We start from the raw sequence: 20,472 nt of genomic DNA, 5'->3' as shown, positions 1-20,472 counted from the left end.
TGCGGACGGGCCGCTCGGACCTTGCCCAGCTCTCCTTCATGCCGCCGCTCCGCACGCCGGACGCCGATGCCTCCCGGCTCGCAACGCCTCTCACCTCGCTGCTGATACCACCGGGCCGGCCGGACCACGCCCCGGTCCCGTCCTCGGCCACGGGCTGTTGTCGTGCTCGGGCCGGAGGGGCAACCAGCGTTCCTCGCTGCCGGAGCTGTCCCGCGCAGTCCGTCGGTAGCGCCCATCAGGGCACGCAGCGATCTTCACCCCCTCCCGATCGTGGCGCTCGCTGCACCTCCGCCGGGCTGAGCGGGCCTCGGCGCCGACCGTCGAGGGCCGCACCCCGGGCGTCAGTCTGGGAGTCCCCCGGGGAGTCGTCCGGGGCTCGGGACCAGCGGCCGGCCAGGAACGTCCCGGCGACCAGCTGGAGTTGGTGATAGGCCATCAGCGGCAGCACCAGCAGTCCGGCCTCCGACCCGAACAGCACGGTGGCCATCGGCAGGCCGTTCGCGAGGCTCTTCTGCGAGCTGCAGAGGACGGCGGCGATGCCGGACTCACGGTCGAGGCCCAGGAGCCGGGCCCCGAGGTGGGCGGCGGCGAGGGCGGCGGCGAGCAGGCCGAGCAGTACGGCCAGCAGGCCGATCAGTGCGGCGGGCGTCGTCCTGCTCCAGATGCCCTCGGCCACTGCCGCGCTGAAGGCGGTGTAGACGACGAGCAGGATCGAACCCCGGTCCACCGGCGTCAGCAGTCGTCTGTGCCGCGCCAGGAAGCCACCGAGACGCGGCCGCAGCAACTGGCCCGCGAGAAAGGGCGCCAGAAGTTGCAGGCCGATCCGGGCCAGGCCGTCGGGGGAGAGGGCGGTGCGCGCGCCCAGCAGCCAGGCGGCCAGCAGCGGCGTCAGGATCAGGCCGGCCAGACTGGAGTAGGTGCCCGCACAGATCGCGGCCGGCACATTGCCCCGGGCGACGCCGGTGAGCGCCACCGAGGACTGCACCGTCGACGGGACGAAGCAGAGGAACAGCACCCCGGTCCGCAGCTGCTCGGTGAGCGGAGCGGGCGTCAGCGCGGCGGTGGCCAGCCCGAGCAGGGGGAAGAGGACGAAGGTGCAGGCGAGCACCAGGCCGTGCAGCCGGCCGTGGCGCAGCCCGGCCAGCGTCTCGCGGGCGGAGAGCCGGGCGCCGTAGAGGAAGAAGAGCAGCGCGACCGCGAGGTCGCAGGCCTGCTCCGCCACCCGGGCGGCCCGGCCGGTGGCCGGCAGCAGTGCGGCGAACAGGACGCTGCCCGCCAACGCCGCCATGTACGGGTCCAGCCCGCGCGGCCACCGGCATGACCGTGCCCGCTCGGCCTCCACCGGCTGCGCTGCCCCGGACAGAGAGGGCGGGGGAGCCTGGCGCCGAAGCCCACCGCTCATCAGCCGCTCCCCGGGGCCGGGCGGGGCGGCGGGGCCCCCAGTAGATCGCCCACCATCGCGCCGGCGCCGTCGTGGTCGCTGCCCGCGGTGCCCTTGCCGGTCTGGAGGTTGGCCGTCCGGTCGATCTCCACCAGTGAATCCGTCCGGACCAGCGAGTCCCCGTGCGAGTTGTCGACCACCGTGATCAGACTTCCCTCCGCCGCCGCCGCCGCCGGTGAGGCGAGGCCACCGAACACCGCCCACGCCCCGGCCAGCCCGGCGACGGCCACCCACCGCCGGGCCGCCGTGCGCGACGGCCCGGCGTCGCGCACGGCCGGGCCGTGGTGCACCGCACCGCGCCGGGCGGACGTCACGCCCGCACCGTCTCACGTACGCGCGGGTGGGCGATGTTCCGCTCCAGCAGCTCGGTGGACTCGCGGACGCCGATCTGGCGGCTCTCCCCGGCCGGGGCGGGCAGCCGGCCGTCGGCCACCTTGAGCCCTGCCAGCGCCTCGTCCATCGCCCGGTGCGCCGCGAACAGGCAGGGCGTGCTGTAGATCGCGACGTCCACCCCGAGGCCGGCCAGCTCCGAAAGCGACAGCCGCGGCGACTTGCCGCCGGCGATCTGGTTGAAGAGCAGGGGCTTGTCGCCGACGACCTTGCGGATCCGCCGGATCCATTCCTCACTGCGCACCCCGTCGACCAGAACGACGTCCGCCTCGGTCTCGGCGAGCGCCTCGGCGCGCCGCAGGATGTCAGCCTCCTCGGTGGCGTCCGTGCGCGCCACGACCACGAGGTCGGTGCGGTTGGCGAGCACCTGGTTCAGCTTCTCCAGGTACTCCTCCAGCGGCAGCACCTGTTTGCCGTCGGCGTGGCCGCAGCGGCGCGGGCGCTTCTGGTCCTCCAGGATGACGCCGGAGGCGCCGATCCGCTCCAGCCGGCGCACCACGTGGCAGGCCACCTCGGGATCGACGTAGCCGTCGTCGATGTCGACGAGCAGGTGGTGCAGCGGAAAGGCGCCGCGCAGCCGCTCGACGAAGGCCACCATGTCCGGCCAGGCGATGAATCCGATGTCGGGCAGGCCGTAGTAGGAGGCGGCGAATCCGAAGCCCGAGACGAACATGCCGTGGTAGTGCTCGGCCGCGATGGAGGCCGAGTACATGTCGTAGACGCCGATGAGCGGGGTCGCCCCCGGGGTCGCGATCTCCTCGCGGAGCCGCTGTCCGTAGCCCGGTGCCGGGTTTCCGTGAAGCAAGGTCTTCTCCTCACGTGCAAGGGTGTGACTTTGCCTGGACTTGGCCATTTCTAGGGCCAACTGAGGCGCTATCACTATGCGACCTTTAATGTTCCGTGGGCAAATCTTTAAAGGAAGTTCCCTCGTGTGAGTGACGCTCCGTCTATTGATGCGAATGGCATACGAAAAGGCGGTGGTGGGGCGCCGTCCGCCCCGCCGTCGGAGGCACGCCCCGCAGGGCGCGGTTCAGCCGCGTGCCGCCCCGGGGCGGAGCCTGCGTGCGGCGGCCCCGGGCGGCGACGGCGAGCAGTAGGCCGTGCCTGCCGGGGCGAGCACCCGCACGGCTGTGGCGTCCGGGCCGACCGCTCCGCCCGCCGGGGCCGGCAGCGGAACGGCGAGCAGCAGTGCACCGGCCCCCTGTCGGTCCAGGGCCGGTTGCGGCCGCAGATCGCGGTGATTCCTTCCGGTATCACCGTACGGCTGACGGCAGGTACCGCCGGCCGTACTGTCGGGGATCTCCAGAGGTACGCACCGTGGTGACGATCCGTCGGGCCTGCGGTGGCCGCCTCAGAGGGTCAGCCACCCGCCCGCCACATACCAGTGGCCGCCCGTGCGCAGATGGTCGACGAGGACCCGTTGGAGAAGGGTGTCTCGCGGCAGCGAGTCCAGCGGGCGGCCGGCGTCGCCGAACACGTGGCGGAGCGGGTTGTCGTCCTCGGGTTCGCCGGACGGGCACAGCGGCGCGAACCTCCGTTGGAACCGGAGGATGTTGGAGTCGGCGGGCAGGTAGCGGCCGAGCTGAGGGTCCAGCAGCCAGGAGAAGACGCACGCCACCGGGTACGGCTCGGTGGGGAAGTGCCGGGCGAAGAAGCCGCGGGCCCGGGCGAGCGAGCGGTCGCAGGCCCCGGGGGTGAGCGGACCGCAGTGGGCGGGGATGTGCAGTTCGAGGCACCAGGGGCCGAAGCCCTCGGTCGCGGCCGCCGCGGCGGCCGGCCCGGTGAGCCGCTTGCGCTGGAACTGGAGCCGGCCGAGCTGGTACAGCTCGCCCCGGAAGTGCAGCGTCAGCCAGGAGGGGTTGGCCAGGCCGCCGGACCGGCCCCGCCCGCGGTTCAGTGCGAGGTGCCGGCCGAGGTCGGCGAGGGTTGCCCGGGTCACCTCCGGCCCGATCCCGAGAGCCTGGTGGTACGCCCGCGTGTACGGCGCCAGCGCCACGAGCAGGAGCGTCGCGAGGTAGTCGGTGCCGTCGGAGCCCGCCGGCCAGCCGCCCCAGAGCCCGGAGGTCTGCCCGACCGTGCCGATCGCCGCCACCTGGGTGCGCAGGGCGGCGTCGAAGTCGGCGCGCATCCCCTGGTCCCGGGCCAGCCGCCGGCGCGCGGCGAGCAGTCCGTTCACGTCCTCGAACGGCACCGCTAGACCGAGCAGCGCCTCCAGCAGCTGATCCGCGTCCGGCAACGCCGATGGCGCGGACGCCGACGGCTCGACCGACGGCGGCTCGGACGCCGACGGCTCGACCGATGGCGGCTCGAACGACGACGCATCCAACGCCCCTGGCTCCAACGCCTCACCTCCACGCCCGGACCGGCCCCGACGCGGTGCCCCTACCCACGCCCGCTCCCGACCAGAGCGGCCCGAAGGGGCGCACGGCTAAGCGCAACAGTGTGAAGACCAGCGCGCAGACGCCGCCGAGGGCCGTTCCGGCGAGCACCTGCGCCGGCGTGTGGGCCTTCAGCACCAGGCGCGACCAGCCCACCGCCACCGGCAGGGCCGCCGCCACGGGCAGCACGGCCGGGCCGAAGACCAGCGACAGGATCATCGCCGTGCCCCCGGCCACCGCGTTGTGCAGCGAGATCTGCCACCAGACCGTCACCGCCAGCGCCGACACCAGCCCGGCCAGCATCGCGACGACCAGCGCGCCGACGTCCGCCGGGGCGTGCAGGACGTGGAGCAGCGCCAGCCCCGCCACGACCGACAGCAGGTTCGCGGCCATCGGCACCACCCGCTGACGGCGGATCCGGATGTGCTTGTCCGTCAGCGCACCGCGCCGTACCCCGAGGGCGATCAGGCCGATCGGCACCACCCCGCAGAACAGTGCCGCCACCAGACCCCAGCCCGCGCCCGACCAGCCGGCGGTGCTGTGCGCACCGACGAGCAGCAGCAGGCCGATGACCAGATTGGCGGGCGCCAGCACCTCGGTGACCAGCCGCGCCACCCGCTCACGCGGCGAGGCGGAGGCGAAGGCCGGCGGCTCGGGCGGGACGAAGGTGCTCACCCGCGCCCCTGGCCGCGGGCGGGCCGGGCAGGCGGAGTGGAGATCGTTCGGCGCATCGTGCCAGCGTACCGACCCGTCCACGCCCGCATCCGACCCGCCCGCACCCCCACGCCCCGGCCCCGGACCGCACGCCCCGGCCCCGGATCCGGACCGGGCCCGCACCCGAGCCCGGTCCGCGCCCGACGGTCGGGGCGCCCGGCGCACGGGCGGTGCTCAGCCCGCCCCCGGGACCTACCGCCCAGCGCCGACCGCCCCGGGACCTACCGCTCCGTCCGCCGGTTGCGCACCGCCCGCAGTACCTGCCGGGCCGCGCGGGTGGCGACCGGAGGCAGCAGGTCGAGGGCGAGCCGCCGCGGGGCCGAGCGGCGCGCCGGCGACGAGGCCGGCTTCACCGCGTAGTTGAGCCGCACCACCCGCGCGCCCGCGATGGTGTCCTCGTCCACCGTGTAGCCCTCGGCCCGCCAGTCCCGGGCGAGCAGTACCTGCTGCGCGGCCTCGGCGTCCCCCCACGTCCCGTAGAACTTCATCGGGGTGAGCAGGACCGGCCGCAGCCCGCCGGTGAAGACCGCCTGCCAGACCGCCGCCGAGACGCCCGGGGTGTGCTCCGAGCGGTAGTCGTCGAGCGCGACCAGCCCGTCCTCGGCCAGCGCCGCCCGGGCCACCGCGATGTCCCCGGCCACGTGCTCGTAGAGGTGGGAGGCGTCGATGTGGACGAAGCGGCAGCTGCCGTCCGGGATCCGCCCGTCGGCCAGCACCGAGGTCGGTGCCTGCACGATCACCGGCAGTCGGCTGTGGAACGCCAGGTAGTTGGCCTCGAAGGCGGTCCGGGTGAGGGTCTTGCGGTAGGACATCACCATCTCGGCGGCGTTGTCGGCGTCGCCGGCCTCGGAGTCGAACAGGTCGCAGACGGTCAGCTGCTCGCCCGGCCGGAGGTGGTCGCCGAGCAGGACGGCGCTGCGGCCGAGGTAGGTGCCCAGTTCGAGGAGGTCGCCGGTGCGGCCCGCCTCGCTCTGGGCGGTGAGGAAGTGCCTGAAGGCCTCCTGGTCGACCTTGAAGAACCAGCCGGGGATGCCGTCCCGGGTCAGACGCGGCGGGCGGGCGGTTTCGGTGTCGGCAACGGGCACGGCGGCCTCCAGGGGTGCGGGCAGAGCCCGGCGCGTACGGTCCACCCCGCGGCGGTGCGCCGTGGTGTGAGGCGGATCATCATAGCCACGGTGCGCCGCTGTTGCGCCCTGCCCGGAGAGGGAGATTCGCGCTGGTGTACGACCGGCCCGGCGCGGCTCGAAAGGCCATGCCCGGCATGGCTCAGGACGCCCCTTCCGCGGGCGCTCCGGGGCGGCCTGCCCCGGCTCAGGAGGCCGATCCCGCGGACGGTCCGGAGCGGCTTGGCCGGGCTCAGAAGGCCCGGCCGGCCTCCAGTTCCGCGATGGTCCCGGCCAGCCAGGCCCGCTCGGCCGCCCCGGAGGCGCGCGCGACCAGCAGCATGCCGCGCCGGAACGGGCTCGGCTCCTGCTCGGCGGCGACCGGCCGGCCGTCGGCGTCGTAGAAGAAGCTGCTCGGCGCCTCCAGGAACGCCAGCCGGCGCCGCAGCACCGCGGCCTGCCGGGCCGGATCGGTGAGGCGGTCGAGGAAGGCCGCGACGGTGAAGAAGCGGATCTGGTCGGAGATCTCGGCCTCGGCCGGGTCGGCCAGCCGGCGCTCCAGCTCGGCGCGGCCCTCGTCAGTCAGCTCCAGCACCTGGCGCGGTACGGCGCCGCTGCCCGGCTCGGTGCGGCGCACCAGCAGTCCGGCCTTCTCCAGCCGGGTGATGGCGGGGTAGAGCGCGCCGTCGCTGACCGGTCGGACGTGGCCGGTCAGCGCGGTGATCCGGGACTTCAACTCGTAGCCGTGCAGCGGCTCATCGTGCAGGAAGCCGAGGATCGCGAGGGTCAGCACAGTTGATGCCCTTCTGTCGCCGCGCGCTCTGTCCGTGCGCCATGTTACCTCTTGCCGATGCGTATCGATTCGATGTATCTCTATTCGATGCATCGCGCCTCGAATCGAGGCAACGGGCAACAGGCATCAGGCAACGGGCCGTGGGCAGGCCGGGACGACGGGGGACACCATGCGAGGACATCTGCCGAAGCTGATCGCGTTGGCCGGGCCGGTCTACGGCGAACTGCTCTCCGGGGTGATCGCCTCGGTCATCGGCGCCGTCTGGGTGGCCGGCCTCGGCGGAGCCGCCGTCGCCGCCGTCACCCTCGCGGGCACCGTGGAGAACCTCCTGCTCGGCCTCGTCCTGGTGGTCTCCTCGGGCACCACCATCCGTCTCTCGCACGCCCTCGGTGCCGACGACCCGGTGGCCGCCGGCCACACCGCGCGGGCCGCCTGGCGGCTCTGCGCCGCCGGCAGCCTCGCCCTCGCGGTGCCCGGCTTCCTGCTCCGGAAGGAGATCGCGGGCGCCTTCCTGGAGGGTCCGGCCGCCGGGCTCGCCGCGGACTGGTTCGCGGTGGCCTTCCCGGCGTTCGGGCTCTTCTTCGCCCAGCGGGTCGCCGACGAGCTCTTCAAGGGCAGTGGGGACACCCGCACGCCGATGCGGATCGCGCTGCTCTCCAACGCCCTGCTGCTCGTCCTCGACCCGCTGCTGATCCTCGGCCCCGGCCCCTTTCCGGCGCTCGGCGTGACCGGCGGCGCCGTCGCCCTGACCATCTCGCGCGCCGTCGGCCTTGCCGTGACGCTGCTGCTCCGGAGCCGGCGCCGGCTGTCGGCCCCGCACGGCGGGACGGGGCCGAGCGCCCGCCGGATCCTCGCGGCCGGGGCCCCGATCGGGCTCGACTTCACCGCCCGGATGGGCGTCGGCACCGCGCAGCTCGGCCTGGTCGCCTCCTTCGGCGTCCCGGCGGTCGCGGGCTACGGGGTCGGGTACCGCGTTCTGCTGATCGTCACCATGGCCTTCTACGCCGTCCGGCAGGCCGCCGCCATCGAGGCCGCCCGGCTCACCGGCGCGGGCGACACCGCCGCGCTGCGCACCCTCGGCCGGGACACCGCGCGCCTGGCCGGCGGCCTCGGCGCGGGCGCGGCCGTCCTCTGTGCGACGCTCGCCAGCCCGGTCACCACACTGTTCACCGACGACCCGGCGGTGGCCGCCCAGTCCGTCGGATTCCTGCGGATGGCGGGCCTCTACCTGCTCCCGTACGCCCTGGTGGTGGCCCTCGGCGGCGTCCACCAGGCCACCGGTGCCGGGCGCCGCCTGGTCGTCGCCGCCCTGCTCGGCCTCAGCCTCCAGCTCGCCGCCGGCAGCGCCCTCTCCGGCCCGCTCGGCGTGCACGGCCTCTGGGCCGGCATGACGGTGGGCGCCCTCGCACAGCTGGGGCTGATGCGGCTGCTGACCGGCCGGAGGCGGCGGGGCCCGGAGGCGGCGGCGGTGGACGCGGCGCAGCCTTTCGGCCGGGTGGGAGCCCGGTAGGGGTAGACGTCGGTGCGCCGGACCAGGACGGGCGGAATCCGGTGGACCAGCGACCCTAGGCCTCCGCCACCGGTGCTCCCGCCGGCGCCGCCGGGCCCGGCAGCCTGCCGGCCAGCACGACGCCGACCGCCGCGACACCGGCGAGGGCCAGCAGCGCGGGGCCCATGGCCTCCGCCAGCGGCCGGCCCGCCGTCAGGGTGGTTGCGGCGGCCACGCCCAGGGCCGGCCCGATGTTCATCGCGGTCTGCTGGAGGCCTCCCGCCACACCCGCGTCGGCCACCGAGGCGTCGCGGACGACGACGGCCGTCGCGGTGACCATCACCGTCCCGAATCCGGTGCCCAGCAACAGGAAGGCGCCGCCGATCGCGACCGCGCCGGAGGACTCGTCGAAGCGGGAGGCCAGCAGCACGCCGGCCGCGATGAGGACCATGCCCGACGCGACCGTGCGCCGCGCGCCGTGGCGGCGCAGCAGGACGGCGGAGGCGGGGGCGGCGAGCACCATCGTCACGGCGAGCGGCAGCGCCCGGAGCCCGCTCCGGAACGGGTCCAGGGCGAGGACGTCCTGCAGGAAGTACGTCCCGAGGAACAGGGTGCCGAAGATCGCCGCCGATGCCGTCAGCAGCACCCCGAGTGCCGCGCCGGCCGTGGCCGACCCCAGGACGTGCGGCGGCAGCAACGGGCGTGGCGTGCGCCGCTCGTGCCGGACGAAGGCGGCGGCGAGCAGGACGGAGGCGGGCAGGGCGAGTGCCGTGGTCACCGTCCACCCGTGCTCGGGGATGCCGGCCAGGGTGTGCACCAGGCAGACCAGCGCCGCCGCGAGCAGTGCCGCGCCGGGTAGGTCGAGGCCGGTGGCGCGGTCGCCGGCCGGTTGCGGCAGCCGCACGAGCAGGGCCGACAGGCCGGCCGCTGCGGCGGGAGCGACGGTGAGGAAGAAGACGGCGCGCCAGCCGAGTTGGGCGGTGAGGGCGCCGCCGACCAGTGGGCCGGCGGCGGCCGCCAGCCCGATCGCGCTGGTGCGCAGGGCAATCGGCATGGCGAGCCGGTCGGCGGGGTAGGCGGCGCGCAGCATGCCCAGGGTGGCCGGTTGCAGTAGCGCTCCGGCCGCTCCCTGGGCGGCGCGCAGGCCGATGATCCAGCCGATGCCGGGTGCCACGGCGATTCCGGCCGAGGCGGCGGCGAAGCCCAGCACGCCGACGGCGAAGACCCGTTGGTGCCCGTAGCGGTCGCCGAGCCGCCCGGCGAAGACCAGCAGGCTCGCCACGGCGATGAGGTAGGCGGTGCTGGTCCACTGCACCGCGGCGAAAGAGGCGTGCAGGTCGCGCTGCATGCTCGGCTGGGCGACGGTGAGCACCGTGCCGTCGAGGGCGACGATCGCGGCGCCGGTGATGCTCCCGGCGAGGGTCAGGCGTTGCTGTGTGCCGGGGTTCACCGCGGCTCGGGCCCGAGGTGGGCGGCCAGGGCCGTGGTCAGCAGCGGGCCGAGGTCGTCGGAGCCGGTGGCGAGTTGAAGGCTGCCCCAGGCCCGCAGCTGGGCGAGGCCGTGCAGGTTGGCCCAGAGCGCGGCGGCGACGGCCGCGGGCCGGGCGCCGGAGGGCGGCTGCACCTCGGCGACCAGCCGGGTGAAGGTCTCGAACAGCGGCAGTGTGGTCTTCCGCAGGCCTGCTCCGCTGCCCTCCAAGAGGTCGTGACGGAACATCAGGTCGAACATGCCGGGGTTGGAGGCGGCGTAGTCGAGGTAGCCGCGGGAGAGCGCGGCGAGCCGGGCGCGGGGGGCGTCCCCCGCGGCGGCGTCGGCGGTGGCGAGCGCGGAGCCCAGTTCCTCGAACCCGTGCCGGGCGATGGCCGACAGCAGCTCGACGTGGGTCGCGAAGTGGCGGCGGGGCGCGCCGTGCGAGACGCCGGCCTGGCGGGCGATCTCGCGCAGGGTGAGCGCGTGGACGCCCTCCCTGGTGACGAGTTCGACGCCGGCGGCCACCAGCCGGGCGCGCAGGCCCGTGTCCTGATCGTTCATGGACACTGTCTACCAGGCTCGCGTAGACAGTGTCTACTTTCGGCCCCTCCGTCCGGACCCACCAGCTCCCGGGCCCACCAGCTCCCGGCCCGCCCGCCCCGAATCTGCCCGCCCCGGACCTGCCCCCCGTGCTCGCCGGTGCACGGCGACGCGGGGCAGAATCGGCGGTATGGACGAAGGCGGCGAACCGGCCTGCTGGCTGGACCGGGTGTGCGAGGAGTGCGGGCGGCTGCGTGAGCGGCCGGGGCGGGAGCCCTGCGAGAACTGCGGGGCCCCGGCGGAGCCGGCCACGGAGCCCGGGAGGGAGCCCCCCGGGACGGACCGGGCGGGCTGATCAGTCCCGGGCAGGGCTCAGCGACGCAGCCCGTCGAGCGCCCCGTCCTCCAGGTGCGCGGGCGCGAGCGGCGTCAGGCCGGCTGCTGACCGGCCGTCCGGTGGGCGGGCGTCAGGGCGTCCACCAGGGCCGCGGACTCCCGGTCGTCAGCCGGAACGCCTGGGAGCAGGCGTCCGGGTCGTCCGAACGGTAGACGCTGAGACTCCGTGAGCCGTCCCGGTGGGCGATGACCGACAGGTGCCGTTGTTCTCGGGTGGTCAGGTCGTACCGGACGCCGACGCCGGGCGGAGGAGTGGTCCGGACACGGGGGATCGACACGGCGGCTGCCCTCTCGTCAGGGCTTTCCGCGGGCGTGTCAATGGTAATGACTGTGTAGAGTCCCGCTGCTCCGAGGCCTGTCGGGCCCTCCCGTGAAGGCGCCGGAGCGCTCCCGAACGTGCGGTACCCCGGTGCCGTACGCGCGATCGCACGTACGGCACCGGGGTACCGAGGGGGAGCAGTGCCGGCCCTCCGCGGGCTCGCGGGGGGTGGCAGGTCCGGGCCGGCGGGCCTACTGGGGAGGCTGGTCGCGGAACTGGTCCTTGAGCTTCTCCTGCCCCGCGTCGACCTGGCCGCTGTACTTGTCCTGAGTCCGTTCGTCGACGGCGTCGCCCGCCTTGTCGACGGCCTTGTCGGCCTGGTCCTCGTGGCCCTTCAGCATGTGCTTGAGCTTCTCCATCATGGACATACGGTCACACTCCTGGATGAGACGGCCCCACCCCTCCAGCATCACCGCGCCACCGGATGTCCGCATCCGGTCAGCTTGCGCGGCGGGGTTGGCAAGGTGGCCCCGAGCATGTCAAATCGAGAGTCCCACGGACTGTCGGAAGGACCTGCCTTGAACGCTCGGACCCGTCGCCTGACCGCCTCCTCCCTCCCCACGCCCGCCGCCGCCCGGCGGGCGGCCGGCGCCGCACTGGCGGTCGCTGGCCTGGTGACGCCGCTGCTCCTGGTCGGCGCCGGGAGCGCGGCGGCCGACCCGGACCCGGCGCGCAAGGGCGCGAAGCTGGCCGCGAAGCTCGTCGAGGACAGCAGCGCCGACGACGCCTACGACACCCTCCGGGCGCTCCAGCGGATCGCCGACCGCAACGGTGGCAATCGGGTGGCCGGCGCGCGCGGCCACGAGGAGTCGGCCCGCTACGTCTACGACCAGGCCCGCCGGGCCGGGCTGAAGGTGTCGAAGCAGGAGTTCGAGTACACGTTCTTCCAGGCCCTGTCGGAGCGGCTGTCCGTGGTGTCACCGCAGGCCGAGGACGTGCCGGTGAAGGCCATGACGTACTCGGCCGGCGGCCCGGCCGCCGGGCTGACCGCCCAGCTCGCCGTCGTCCCGGTGGACGACACCACCGGCTGCGAGGCGGGTGACTACGCGGCCGGCGCGTACACCGGCAGGATCGCGCTGATCAGGCGCGGCGGCTGCAGCTTCGCCGTCAAGCAGGCGGCGGCGGCCGACGCCGGCGCCGTCGGGGCGATCGTCTACAACAACACCGAGGGCGACCTCAACGGCACCCTCGGCGACCCGGCGGCCGGCAGGGTCCCGACCGGCGGCATCGGCAAGGCCGCCGGCGAGGCCCTGGCCGCCGAGGCCGCCGCCGGACCGGTCACCGTCGGCCTGGACATCCGCACCTTCATGGAGAAGCGGAAGACCTGGAACGTCCTCGCCGAGACCCGCGACGGCGACGAGAACAACACCGTCGTCGTCGGCGCCCACCTCGACTCCGTGGTGGCCGGCCCGGGCATCAACGACAACGGCTCCGGCTCGGCGGGCATCCTGGAGGTCGCGAAGAACCTCGCCGGGCGGCAGGTCAAGAACAAGGTCCGGTTCGCCTGGTGGTCCGCCGAGGAGTTCGGCCTCAAGGGCTCCGAGGCCTACGTGACCGCGCTGCCCGAGGCCGAGAAGAAGAAGATCAGGCTCTACCTGAACTTCGACATGATCGCCTCGCCCAACTCCGCCCAGTTCGTCTACGACGGCGACGACTCCGACCACGTCGGCTCCGGCCCCGGCCCGGACGGCTCGGCGCAGCTGGAGCGGCACATCACCGACTACCTCGACCGGCGCGGACTCCCGCACGAGGGCACCGACTTCACCGGCCGCTCCGACTACGGCCCGTTCATCGACGCCGGGATCCCGGCCGGCGGCACCGACACCGGTGCCGAGGGCATCAAGTCCGCGGCCCAGGCGGCACGGTACGGCGGCACCGCCGGGGTGGCCTTCGACAAGTGCTACCACCAGGCCTGCGACAACCTGGGCAACCTGGACATGACGGCCTTCGACGCCAACATCGACGTGATCGCCGACTCCGTGGGCACCTACGCCTGGGACCTCTCCTCCCTGCACGCCCCGGTGCCGCCGCAGCACACCGACGGCCAGGCCGGCAGCGGCGGCGGCCTCCAGGAGGGCCACGCACACGAGGTCGAAGCCTGACGAACCGGGGTCAAGCGGGCCGGCGGACCCAGGGGCGGGGCCGCCGGTACCCGGCCCGGCGGCGTTCGGCCGGGGTCCGATGGGTGCGCCGGGCGGGGTCCTGACACCATGGCACCGAGATCACGTCACCGTGACACCCTCGGAGGAGTCAGCACCATGAGCAGCACGCACTACGACGTCGTCGTCCTCGGCGCGGGCCCCGGCGGCTACACGGCCGCCGTCCGCGCTTCCCAGCTGGGCCTGCGCACGGCCGTCATCGAGGCCAAGTACTGGGGCGGGGTCTGCCTGAACGTCGGCTGCATCCCGTCGAAGGCGCTGCTGCGCAACGCCGAGCTGGCGCACATCTTCACCAAGGAGGCCAAGACCTTCGGCATCGAGGTCGAGGGCCAGGTCCGTTTCGACTTCGGCGCGGCGTTCAAGCGCAGCCGCACCGTCGCCGACGGCCGGGTCAAGGGCGTCCACTACCTGATGAAGAAGAACGGCATCACCGAGTACGACGGCCGGGGCACCTTCGTCGACGACCGCACCCTCCAGGTCGCGCTGACCGGCGGCGGCTTCGAGCTCGTCACCTTCGACCACTGCATCATCGCCGCCGGTGCCACCACCCGGCTGCTGCCCGGCACCGGCCTCAGCGACCGCGTGGTCACCTACGAGGAGCAGATCCTCACCGAGGACCTGCCCGGGAGCATCATCATCGCGGGCGCCGGCGCGATCGGCGTCGAGTTCGCGTACGTGCTGCACAACTACGGCGTGAAGGTCACCATCGTCGAGTTCCTCGACCGGATGGTGCCGCTGGAGGACGCCGAGGTCTCGGCCGAGCTGGCCAAGCAGTACCGCAAGCTCGGCATCGAGGTGCTCACCTCCACCCGGGTCGACGCCATCGACGACAAGGACCCGGCCGCCAAGGTGCAGGTCACCGTCACCCGCAACGGCCGGCAGGAGGTGCTGGAGGCCGACAAGGTGCTCCAGGCGATCGGCTTCGCGCCGCGCGTCAACGGCTACGGCCTGGAGAACACCGGCGTGAAGCTCACCGAGCGCGGCGCGATCGCGGTCGACGGCCGGGGCCGCACCAACGTCGAGCACATCTTCGCGATCGGCGACGTCACGGCCAAGCTGATGCTGGCCCACGCGGCCGAGTCGATGGGCGTCATCGCCGCCGAGACCATCGGCGGGGCGGAGACCATGGAGCTCGACTTCGCGATGATCCCGCGCGCCACCTACTGCCAGCCGCAGATCGCCAGCTTCGGCTACACCGAGGCGCAGGCCCGTGACCTGGGCTACGACGTCAAGGTCTCCAAGTTCCCGTTCACCGCCAACGGCAAGGCGCACGGCCTCGGCCACCCCATCGGCTTCGTCAAGGTGATCAGCGACGGCAAGTACGGCGAGCTGCTCGGCGCCCACCTGATCGGCCCCGAGGTCACCGAGCTGCTGCCCGAGCTGACCCTGGCCCAGCAGTGGGACCTCACCGTGCACGAGGTCGCCCGCAACGTCCACGCCCACCCGACCCTGGGCGAGGCGGTCAAGGAGGCGATCCACGGCCTGGCCGGGCACATGATCAACATGTGACGCCGTTCCGCTGCTCCACCGTTCCCCTGCTCCGGCCGATGCCGGGGCCCGGCCGCCGAGTCCGGCGGGCGGGCCCCGGCGTCGTGCCGTCCGCCTCGGCGGGGGTCGCTCCCGGGGCCGGCCGTCACGCCTCTTCCGGCGAGCCCCCACCGAACTGCCGCCGGCGCCGCGCTCGCCGCCGGGCCACCCCGCTGGACACGGGCCCGGCGGGCCCGTTCCCGGGCCGCCGCCCAGCGGGCGGTGGCGGCACTGATCTCCGACGGGGCCGTGCCCACCGTGTATGCTCCGCAACCGTCGCGCTGGGCGACAGCGCACCGGGGGACGAATCAGATGATCTGCGTGACCTGTGGCCGGCCTGCGCCTACCCACTCGGCGTTCTGCGGCCACTGCGGGGCCCCACAGCCGGCCGCCGCGGTGCTCCGGTCGGTCTCGGCGCCCGCCCCCTGACACCGCGCAGGGTCAGCGGCCTGGCACGTGGCATATCCGTGGCCATCGTGCTGTCACTCGCCCTCGTCCTCGCGGCGGCGGCGTTTCTGATCTGGAGCCTCTTCGCGGGAGGCCACGGCGGGCTCGGTGCACCCCCCACCGTCGGTGCCCTGATCGCGATCGCCGTCCTGCTGATCGTCCAGCCCGTGTCCGCCATCACCTTCCTGGTCTGGGTGCACCGCGCCCGGGCCAACCTCGACATCCTGCCCGGTGCCGACCCGCAGTGGTCCCACGGCTGGGCGGTCGGGGCCTGATTCATCCCGCTCGGCAGCTACGTCCTCGGCCCGCTGGTGGTCGCCGACATCTCGCGTGCGACGTACACCGGCCGTTCCGGCCGCGCGCCCGCCGGGCTGCTCGTCGCCCTGTGGCTGCTGCTGACCGGCCCGGGTGTGATGGCGCTCGCCACCGGCGCTGCCGTCCCCAACTCCGGTGGCACACCGCTGATCCGCTATCTGGGCCTGCCCGGTCTGGCCGCCACCGTGCTCGGCATGCTCTGCCTCCTCGTCGCGGTCAACTCCGTGACCCGGGCCCAGCACGACCTGCTCGGCGCCTGAACCCGTCGTGCATGCCCGCTCGTCAGCCGGCGCGCGTTGACGGCAGGCCCCGGCCCTGCTCCAGTTCGTCCGCCTGCTTCTCGCGGGAGGTACCCGTCGATCAGGCAGGAGAATGTCCGGATGACCGATGTGACCCTCAACCTCTGGAAGCAGCGCCTCGACGTGGTGCCCGAGACCGTCTGGGGCCGGACCGACCTGACGGTGCTCATCCTCGCCGAGACCGGCCTGACCGAACTGCCGCCCGCCATCGGCCGCCTGCGCCGGCTGCGCACGCTCGACCTGGGGCACAACGCGCTCGCCGCCGTCCCGGACGAGCTCGGCGAACTCACCGGTCTGGCCGACTTCCTGTACCTGCACGACAATGCCCTGACCCGCCTGCCGGGCACGCTCGGCCGGCTCACCGCACTGCGCTATCTCAACGTCGGCGAGAACAGGCTCAGCGAACTCCCCGACGCCCTCGGCGAGATGAGCGGCCTGGTCGAGCTGCGGGCGCAGCAGAACCGGCTGACCGCCCTGCCGGACACGCTCGGCCGGCTGGGTGCACTGCGCGAACTCTGGCTGCGCGGCAACGCGTTGACCGCGCTGCCGGCATCCGTCGCCCGGCTGAGCGGGCTGCGCGAACTCGAACTGCGCGAGAACGCCTTCGCCGAAGTCCCGGCGGTGCTCGCCGGGTTGCCGCAGCTGCGCCGGCTCGACCTGCGCGGCAACCGGCTCACCGCCCTGCCGGAGTGGCTCGCCGAGCCGGCCGCGCTGCCCGCCCTGGAGAAGCTCGACCTGCGCTGGAACGACGTCACGCCGCCGCCCCGGCTGCTCGACGCCCTGGGCGCGCGCGGCTGCGTCGTCCTGTACTGAGAGGTCGGGAACAGCGGCCCGACGAGAGGCCGGGGAGCGTGGTACCGAGAGCCCGGGGACGGCGGCGTACGGAGAGCCCGGGCGCGGAAAATGATCGCCGGGCGTGCCGGCGGCCTGTTACCGTGGGGGACATGAAGCGCGCTGCAGCCGTCCAGACGACGACGCCGGAGAGAGTCCCGGCGCGCTGACCGTTGAGCCAGTACGAAGCCCCGGGGCGAGTGCCCCGGGGCTTCGTCGTACCCGGTCCACTCGCCCGCCGATCCGCGGAACCGCCGTTCCGCTGACGCCCCGAGTGGAGACCGCCACCATGTACGACCACCGCCGACTCGGCCGTGAACTCGACCTGTTCGACACCGACCCGCTGATGGGCGCCGGCCTGCCGTACTGGCTGCCGGACGGCGCCGCCGTCCGGCACACCCTGGAGGAGTTCATCCGGGGGCGCGAACAGCGCGCCGGCTACCGCCACGTGTACTCCCCGGCGCTGGGCAAACGTGAGCTGTACGAGATCTCCGGCCACTGGTCGCACTACCGCGAGGACATGTTCCCGCCGATGGACCTCGGCTCCGAGCAGGTCGTCCTGCGGCCCAGCCTCTGTCCGCACCATGCCCTGATCTACCGCTCCCGTGCCCGCAGCTACCGGGAACTCCCGCTGAGGATGGCCGAGTTGGGTGGCATGTACCGCGCCGAGCTGTCCGGGGTGCTCGGCGGCCTCACCCGGGTGCGGGCGATCCAGCTGAACGACGCGCACATCTTCTGCACCCCCGAGCAGGCCGCCGACGAGGCGGTCGCCGCGCTGGAGCTGATCCGCGAGGCGCACCGCGCACTCGGCATCCACCCGGTCCGCTACCGCCTCTCGCTGCCCGGCGAAGGCGGCAAGTACGTGGCCGACCCTGCGCTCTGGGAGCGGGCCACCGCGCTGCTGAGCGACGTCCTGGAGCGGTCCGGGGTGCCGTTCGAGGCGGCGGAGGGCGAGGCGGCGTTCTACGGGCCGAAGATCGACATCCAGATCGCCGACGGCGCCGGACGCGAGTCCACCCTCTCCACCGTACAGATCGACTTCCACCAGCCGGAGCGGTTCGGCCTGCACTACATCGGCGCGGACGGCGCCAAGCACCGGCCGGTGATGGTCCATCGCAGCGTGATCGGCAGCGTCGAGCGGGTCGTCGCCCACCTGATCGAGCTGTACGGCGGAGCGTTCCCGGCCTGGCTCGCGCCCACCCAGCTCGTCCTGCTGCCGGTCTCCGAGGACGAGCTGCCGCAGGCCGACCGGCTCCGGCAGCGCTGCCTCGACCGGGGCTTGCGGGCGGAGGTCGCCGGGCCCGAGCACGGCAGTCTCGGTGCCAGGATCCGCGAGGCCCGGCTGGTCCCGTACCAGGCGGTGATCGGCGCCAGGGAGGCGGTGGACGAGCGGGTGGCGCTGCGGCTGCGCGACGGGCGCCGGCTCGACCCGATGCCCGCGGGCGAGGCGCTGGCCCGGATCGGCGCCCTGGTGGACGCGTGCAGCGCCGAGCTGTGGGAGGCGGCCGACGCCCGTGCCTGAACGGGCCCGGGCAACCAGGTCGTACACATACGACTAGCGGGGGTGCGCGGTGTGTCGGCCCGCGGGCCGACACACCCGCCGTTCGAATGGGCCCGGCGGCCCGGCCCACGGTCGCCGCGTCCCCACCTCGGACCCCTGCCGGAGGCACCCCCGTGCACGTCACCCCACGCGCTTCACCCGCCGCTTCACCTGCCGAATCGCCCTCCCCGCCTGCCTCGCCCTGGCCGGCGCCGCCGCCGCGGCCCCCGCTGCGCCCGCTGCCCGTCCCGGAGACCCGTTACTGTGCGGCGGTCGTCGGCCACGTCCCCGGTGCCGACGGGCGCTCCCCGCTGCTCGGCCGGGGGTGCTCCGAGGACTCTCCGGGGAGCCCGTGGCCGCTGCCCGGCCAACCCTGCGGGCCTGGGCGTTCACAGGACTAGGGAGTGAGAACGATCTTGCCTTTCACGCGGTTAGTCTCGCTGAGTTCATGCGCTTCGGCCGCGTCTTCCAGCCGCAGGACCCGGTCGACGGCGACTCGGAGGCTGCCGCGTTCCACAAGGTCGGTGATGCTCTCCAGATCGGCGCCGGACGGGGTGAATCCGAACTCGACGAACCGCAGACCGCGTGCCCCGGCCAGCTCCCGGACGGCGACTCGGTCGGGACCGGAGCCGCGCACGTCGATGAGGATCCCGCCCGGCGCGAGCGTGTTCAGCGACCGGGGTCCGTAGTCGCCGCTGATGGGGTCCAGGGCCACGTCGATGTCGCGTGCGACCGCTGCGAAGTCGGTGGTGGTGTAGTCGACGAGTTCGTCGGCGCCCAGGTCGCGCAGGAACGCGTGCTTGCTCTCCCGGGCGGTGCCGATGACGTATGCGCCGTGCGCCTTGGCGATCTGGACGGCGAGATGGCCGATCCCGCCGGCCGCCGCGTGGACGAGTACCCGCTGCCCGGTGCCGACGGCGGCCACCCGCACGAGCGACTGCCAGGCGGTGAGAGCCGCGACCGGAAGTGCCGCAGCGTGCACATGGTCGATACCCGCCGGTACGGCGGCGAGCGCTTCGACCGGTGCGACGACGTACTCGGCATAGGCGCCGTGGGGCGGAAAGGCGCAGCCGTACACCTCGTCGCCGGTCCGGAACCGCGTCACCTGCTCGCCGACTGCCTCCACCACTCCGCACAGGTCGAGTCCCAGAGTGAACGGCGGGGCACCGAACCTGCGCACCGTTCCGGAACGGATCTTCCAGTCGGCCGGATTCACTCCGGCCGCGTGGACGCGCACCAGCGCCTCGCCCGGACCCGGCGTCGGCAGTCCGGTCTCGACGAGCTCCAGAACGTCTGGGCCGCCGTAGCCGCGCTGGCTGACCGCGCGCATACGGGTGGTCATACTGACACTCTCCTGGGGTAGTTGGCCGGCCCGGCCGGCTGCGATCACCATCCTCAACGGCATCGGTATCTCTTGTGAAGAAGGTACCTGATTGATATCTAGGTACCTCATGGAAACCATGACGAGTGAGACCTCCGAGGACTGGGACGCCACCTACCGCCGCGATTGCCCCTCGCGCACCGTTGTCGAGGTGTTGGCCAACAAGTGGGTGCTGTACGTCCTGAGGGCGCTCCGCCGGCACGACGGGCCGATGCGCTTCAGCGAACTGCTGCGCCTCCTGGACGGGATCACACAGAAGATGCTGACCCAGACCCTGCGCGCATTGGAACGGGACGGCCTCGTGACCCGCACGGTCTACCCCACCGTTCCGCCTCGCGTGGAATACGGACTCACCGAGCTGGGGGTCGAGGCCGGACGGCTGACCAGCGCCATCGCCGCATGGTCCGTGGAGCACGCCCGGCAGATCCTGGCAGCCCGCCAGGACTTCGATGGCCAGGCCGCCGTGGCCCCGGAGCCCGTTCGACCGCCGGTCCGGGGGAGCCGAGGACGCGGTCAGTAGGACTGCAGCTCGATCAGGCGGCCTTCGGGGTCGCGGAGGTGGGCGCTGCGCAGGTTGGGTCCCCACGCGGGGCGGTTCGTGGCGACGGCGGCGAGCATGCCGCCGCTGCGCAGGCAGAGGGCGAGCGCCTGGTCCACGTCGTCCACCCGGAGGACCAGCATGGCGGCGTCCTGGACGGACGGCGGCTCGGCGGGGAGCCCGGCGGTGCCGAGCGTGATGGCCATCAGTGCGCGGTCGTACAGGGCCAGTACGGCCTGGTCCGCGACGTCCCAGTTGGCGTACGGGCCCTCCGGCGAGCCCTTGACCAGGGTGGCACCGGTGAGCGGCGGCAGGATCGCGTCGTAGAACGCGAAGCACTCGGCGAAGCGGGAGACGAGCAGGCGGTTGTACAGGGCGTCCACGACGGGCTCCGGGGGTGGTG

20 protein-coding genes and 1 pseudogene are annotated in these 20,472 nt (G+C 73.7%); 8 read left to right on the top strand and 13 right to left on the bottom strand.

The features are described 5' to 3' along the window. Window positions 1-235 precede the first annotated feature (235 nt). The 7 genes from ACZ5WK_RS23555 to ACZ5WK_RS23525 all read right to left on the bottom strand — a co-directional run bounded on the left by ACZ5WK_RS23555 (window position 236) and on the right by ACZ5WK_RS23525 (window position 6,819). Window positions 236-1,288 (bottom strand): bile acid:sodium symporter family protein, encoded by a 1,053-nt coding sequence (locus ACZ5WK_RS23555; RefSeq protein ID WP_465549732.1) that lies wholly within the window; start codon window positions 1,286-1,288, stop codon window positions 236-238. 113 nt (window positions 1,289-1,401) lie between these two features. Then, complete coding sequence (locus tag ACZ5WK_RS23550; RefSeq protein ID WP_465549730.1) at window positions 1,402-1,755, bottom strand: hypothetical protein; 354 nt, start codon at window positions 1,753-1,755, stop codon at window positions 1,402-1,404. After that, window positions 1,752-2,636, bottom strand: coding sequence for an isocitrate lyase/PEP mutase family protein (locus ACZ5WK_RS23545; protein ID WP_465549728.1), 885 nt, complete (start codon window positions 2,634-2,636; stop codon window positions 1,752-1,754). The genes ACZ5WK_RS23550 and ACZ5WK_RS23545 overlap by 4 nt, the downstream gene beginning before the upstream one ends. A 546-nt stretch (window positions 2,637-3,182) precedes the next feature. Then, the gene (locus tag ACZ5WK_RS23540) at window positions 3,183-4,157 is read right to left on the bottom strand and encodes an acyltransferase domain-containing protein (protein ID WP_465549726.1); all 975 of its coding nucleotides are present in this window, start codon (window positions 4,155-4,157) and stop codon (window positions 3,183-3,185) included. A 19-nt stretch (window positions 4,158-4,176) separates the two neighbouring features. Beyond that, window positions 4,177-4,884, bottom strand: coding sequence for a phosphatase PAP2 family protein (locus ACZ5WK_RS23535; RefSeq protein ID WP_465549724.1), 708 nt, complete (start codon window positions 4,882-4,884; stop codon window positions 4,177-4,179). 260 nt (window positions 4,885-5,144) lie between these two features. Then, window positions 5,145-6,008: a class I SAM-dependent methyltransferase gene (locus ACZ5WK_RS23530; RefSeq protein ID WP_465549722.1), complete on the bottom strand. Its 864-nt coding sequence runs from the start codon at window positions 6,006-6,008 to the stop codon at window positions 5,145-5,147. A 271-nt stretch (window positions 6,009-6,279) separates the two neighbouring features. Continuing rightward, window positions 6,280-6,819, bottom strand: coding sequence for a PadR family transcriptional regulator (locus tag ACZ5WK_RS23525; protein ID WP_465549720.1), 540 nt, complete (start codon window positions 6,817-6,819; stop codon window positions 6,280-6,282). Window positions 6,820-6,988: 169 nt separating this feature from the next. Between ACZ5WK_RS23525 and ACZ5WK_RS23520 the strand changes: the two genes are divergently transcribed. Next, a complete protein-coding gene (locus ACZ5WK_RS23520) occupies window positions 6,989-8,329 on the top strand; it encodes an MATE family efflux transporter (protein WP_465549718.1) in 1,341 nt (446 codons plus the stop codon). Between the two features lie 55 nt (window positions 8,330-8,384). Here ACZ5WK_RS23520 and ACZ5WK_RS23515 read toward each other — a convergent pair whose 3' ends face one another. The 4 genes and pseudogenes from ACZ5WK_RS23515 to ACZ5WK_RS23500 form a co-directional block, all read right to left on the bottom strand. Further along, on the bottom strand, window positions 8,385-9,758 hold the full coding sequence (locus ACZ5WK_RS23515) for an MFS transporter (RefSeq protein WP_465549716.1): 1,374 nt from the start codon (window positions 9,756-9,758) through the stop codon (window positions 8,385-8,387). After that, window positions 9,755-10,339, bottom strand: a complete 585-nt coding sequence (locus tag ACZ5WK_RS23510; RefSeq protein WP_465549714.1) for a TetR/AcrR family transcriptional regulator — start codon at window positions 10,337-10,339, stop codon at window positions 9,755-9,757. Before ACZ5WK_RS23510 ends, ACZ5WK_RS23515 begins: the two co-directional genes overlap by 4 nt. Window positions 10,340-10,767: 428 nt before the next feature. Then, window positions 10,768-10,991, bottom strand: a pseudogene (locus tag ACZ5WK_RS23505) (cation:proton antiporter regulatory subunit); the annotation flags it as partial. Between the two features lie 232 nt (window positions 10,992-11,223). Further along, entirely contained in the window at window positions 11,224-11,400 is a 177-nt protein-coding gene (locus tag ACZ5WK_RS23500) for an antitoxin (RefSeq protein WP_465549712.1), read from the bottom strand. A gap of 228 nt (window positions 11,401-11,628) precedes the next feature. On the opposite strand from ACZ5WK_RS23500, the gene ACZ5WK_RS23495 reads away from it, so the two are divergent. The 6 genes from ACZ5WK_RS23495 to thrS all read left to right on the top strand — a co-directional run bounded on the left by ACZ5WK_RS23495 (window position 11,629) and on the right by thrS (window position 18,132). After that, window positions 11,629-13,134, top strand: coding sequence for a M28 family metallopeptidase (locus ACZ5WK_RS23495; RefSeq protein WP_465549821.1), 1,506 nt, complete (start codon window positions 11,629-11,631; stop codon window positions 13,132-13,134). A gap of 156 nt (window positions 13,135-13,290) precedes the next feature. After that, complete coding sequence (gene lpdA / locus ACZ5WK_RS23490; protein WP_465549710.1) at window positions 13,291-14,700, top strand: dihydrolipoyl dehydrogenase; 1,410 nt, start codon at window positions 13,291-13,293, stop codon at window positions 14,698-14,700. Window positions 14,701-15,194: 494 nt separating this feature from the next. Next, entirely contained in the window at window positions 15,195-15,440 is a 246-nt protein-coding gene (locus tag ACZ5WK_RS23485; RefSeq protein ID WP_465549708.1) for a hypothetical protein, read from the top strand. Window positions 15,441-15,476: 36 nt separating this feature from the next. After that, a complete protein-coding gene (locus ACZ5WK_RS23480; protein ID WP_465549706.1) occupies window positions 15,477-15,740 on the top strand; it encodes a hypothetical protein in 264 nt (87 codons plus the stop codon). A 120-nt stretch (window positions 15,741-15,860) separates the two neighbouring features. Continuing rightward, window positions 15,861-16,592: a leucine-rich repeat domain-containing protein gene (locus ACZ5WK_RS23475; RefSeq protein WP_465549704.1), complete on the top strand. Its 732-nt coding sequence runs from the start codon at window positions 15,861-15,863 to the stop codon at window positions 16,590-16,592. 292 nt (window positions 16,593-16,884) lie between these two features. Next, the gene (gene thrS, locus ACZ5WK_RS23470) at window positions 16,885-18,132 is read left to right on the top strand and encodes a threonine--tRNA ligase (protein WP_465549702.1); all 1,248 of its coding nucleotides are present in this window, start codon (window positions 16,885-16,887) and stop codon (window positions 18,130-18,132) included. A gap of 415 nt (window positions 18,133-18,547) precedes the next feature. On the opposite strand, the gene ACZ5WK_RS23465 is transcribed toward thrS, so the two are convergent. Continuing rightward, the gene (locus ACZ5WK_RS23465; RefSeq protein WP_465549700.1) at window positions 18,548-19,492 is read right to left on the bottom strand and encodes an NADP-dependent oxidoreductase; all 945 of its coding nucleotides are present in this window, start codon (window positions 19,490-19,492) and stop codon (window positions 18,548-18,550) included. Between the two features lie 118 nt (window positions 19,493-19,610). Here ACZ5WK_RS23465 and ACZ5WK_RS23460 point away from each other — a divergent pair, with 118 nt between their 5' ends. Continuing rightward, a complete protein-coding gene (locus ACZ5WK_RS23460) occupies window positions 19,611-20,051 on the top strand; it encodes a winged helix-turn-helix transcriptional regulator (protein ID WP_465549698.1) in 441 nt (146 codons plus the stop codon). Here the strand turns inward: ACZ5WK_RS23460 and ACZ5WK_RS23455 are convergent. After that, window positions 20,045-20,452 carry a VOC family protein gene (locus ACZ5WK_RS23455; RefSeq protein WP_465549696.1) on the bottom strand — a complete coding sequence of 136 codons (408 nt, stop codon included), beginning with the start codon at window positions 20,450-20,452 and terminating at the stop codon, window positions 20,045-20,047. The two genes, ACZ5WK_RS23460 and ACZ5WK_RS23455, sit on opposite strands and share 7 nt — an antisense overlap. Window positions 20,453-20,472: the final 20 nt, after the last annotated feature.

The organism is Kitasatospora sp. NPDC032757, from assembly GCF_055579305.1.
Note: the sequence above shows the minus strand (reverse complement) of the source record. Positions and strands in the feature narration are given on the sequence as shown.

Excerpts from the sequence above, each read along its gene's own strand:
- ACZ5WK_RS23555 (WP_465549732.1), bottom strand. The coding sequence starts at position 1,288 with ATGGCGGCGTTGGCGGGCAGCGTCCTGTTCGCCGCACTGCTGCCGGCC.
- ACZ5WK_RS23520 (WP_465549718.1), top strand. The coding sequence starts at position 6,989 with ATGCGAGGACATCTGCCGAAGCTGATCGCGTTGGCCGGGCCGGTCTAC.
- ACZ5WK_RS23510 (WP_465549714.1), bottom strand. The coding sequence starts at position 10,339 with ATGAACGATCAGGACACGGGCCTGCGCGCCCGGCTGGTGGCCGCCGGC.
- ACZ5WK_RS23500 (WP_465549712.1), bottom strand. The coding sequence starts at position 11,400 with ATGTCCATGATGGAGAAGCTCAAGCACATGCTGAAGGGCCACGAGGAC.
- lpdA (WP_465549710.1), top strand. The coding sequence starts at position 13,291 with ATGAGCAGCACGCACTACGACGTCGTCGTCCTCGGCGCGGGCCCCGGC.
- ACZ5WK_RS23475 (WP_465549704.1), top strand. The coding sequence starts at position 15,861 with ATGACCGATGTGACCCTCAACCTCTGGAAGCAGCGCCTCGACGTGGTG.
- ACZ5WK_RS23465 (WP_465549700.1), bottom strand. The coding sequence starts at position 19,492 with ATGACCACCCGTATGCGCGCGGTCAGCCAGCGCGGCTACGGCGGCCCA.
- ACZ5WK_RS23460 (WP_465549698.1), top strand. The coding sequence starts at position 19,611 with ATGACGAGTGAGACCTCCGAGGACTGGGACGCCACCTACCGCCGCGAT.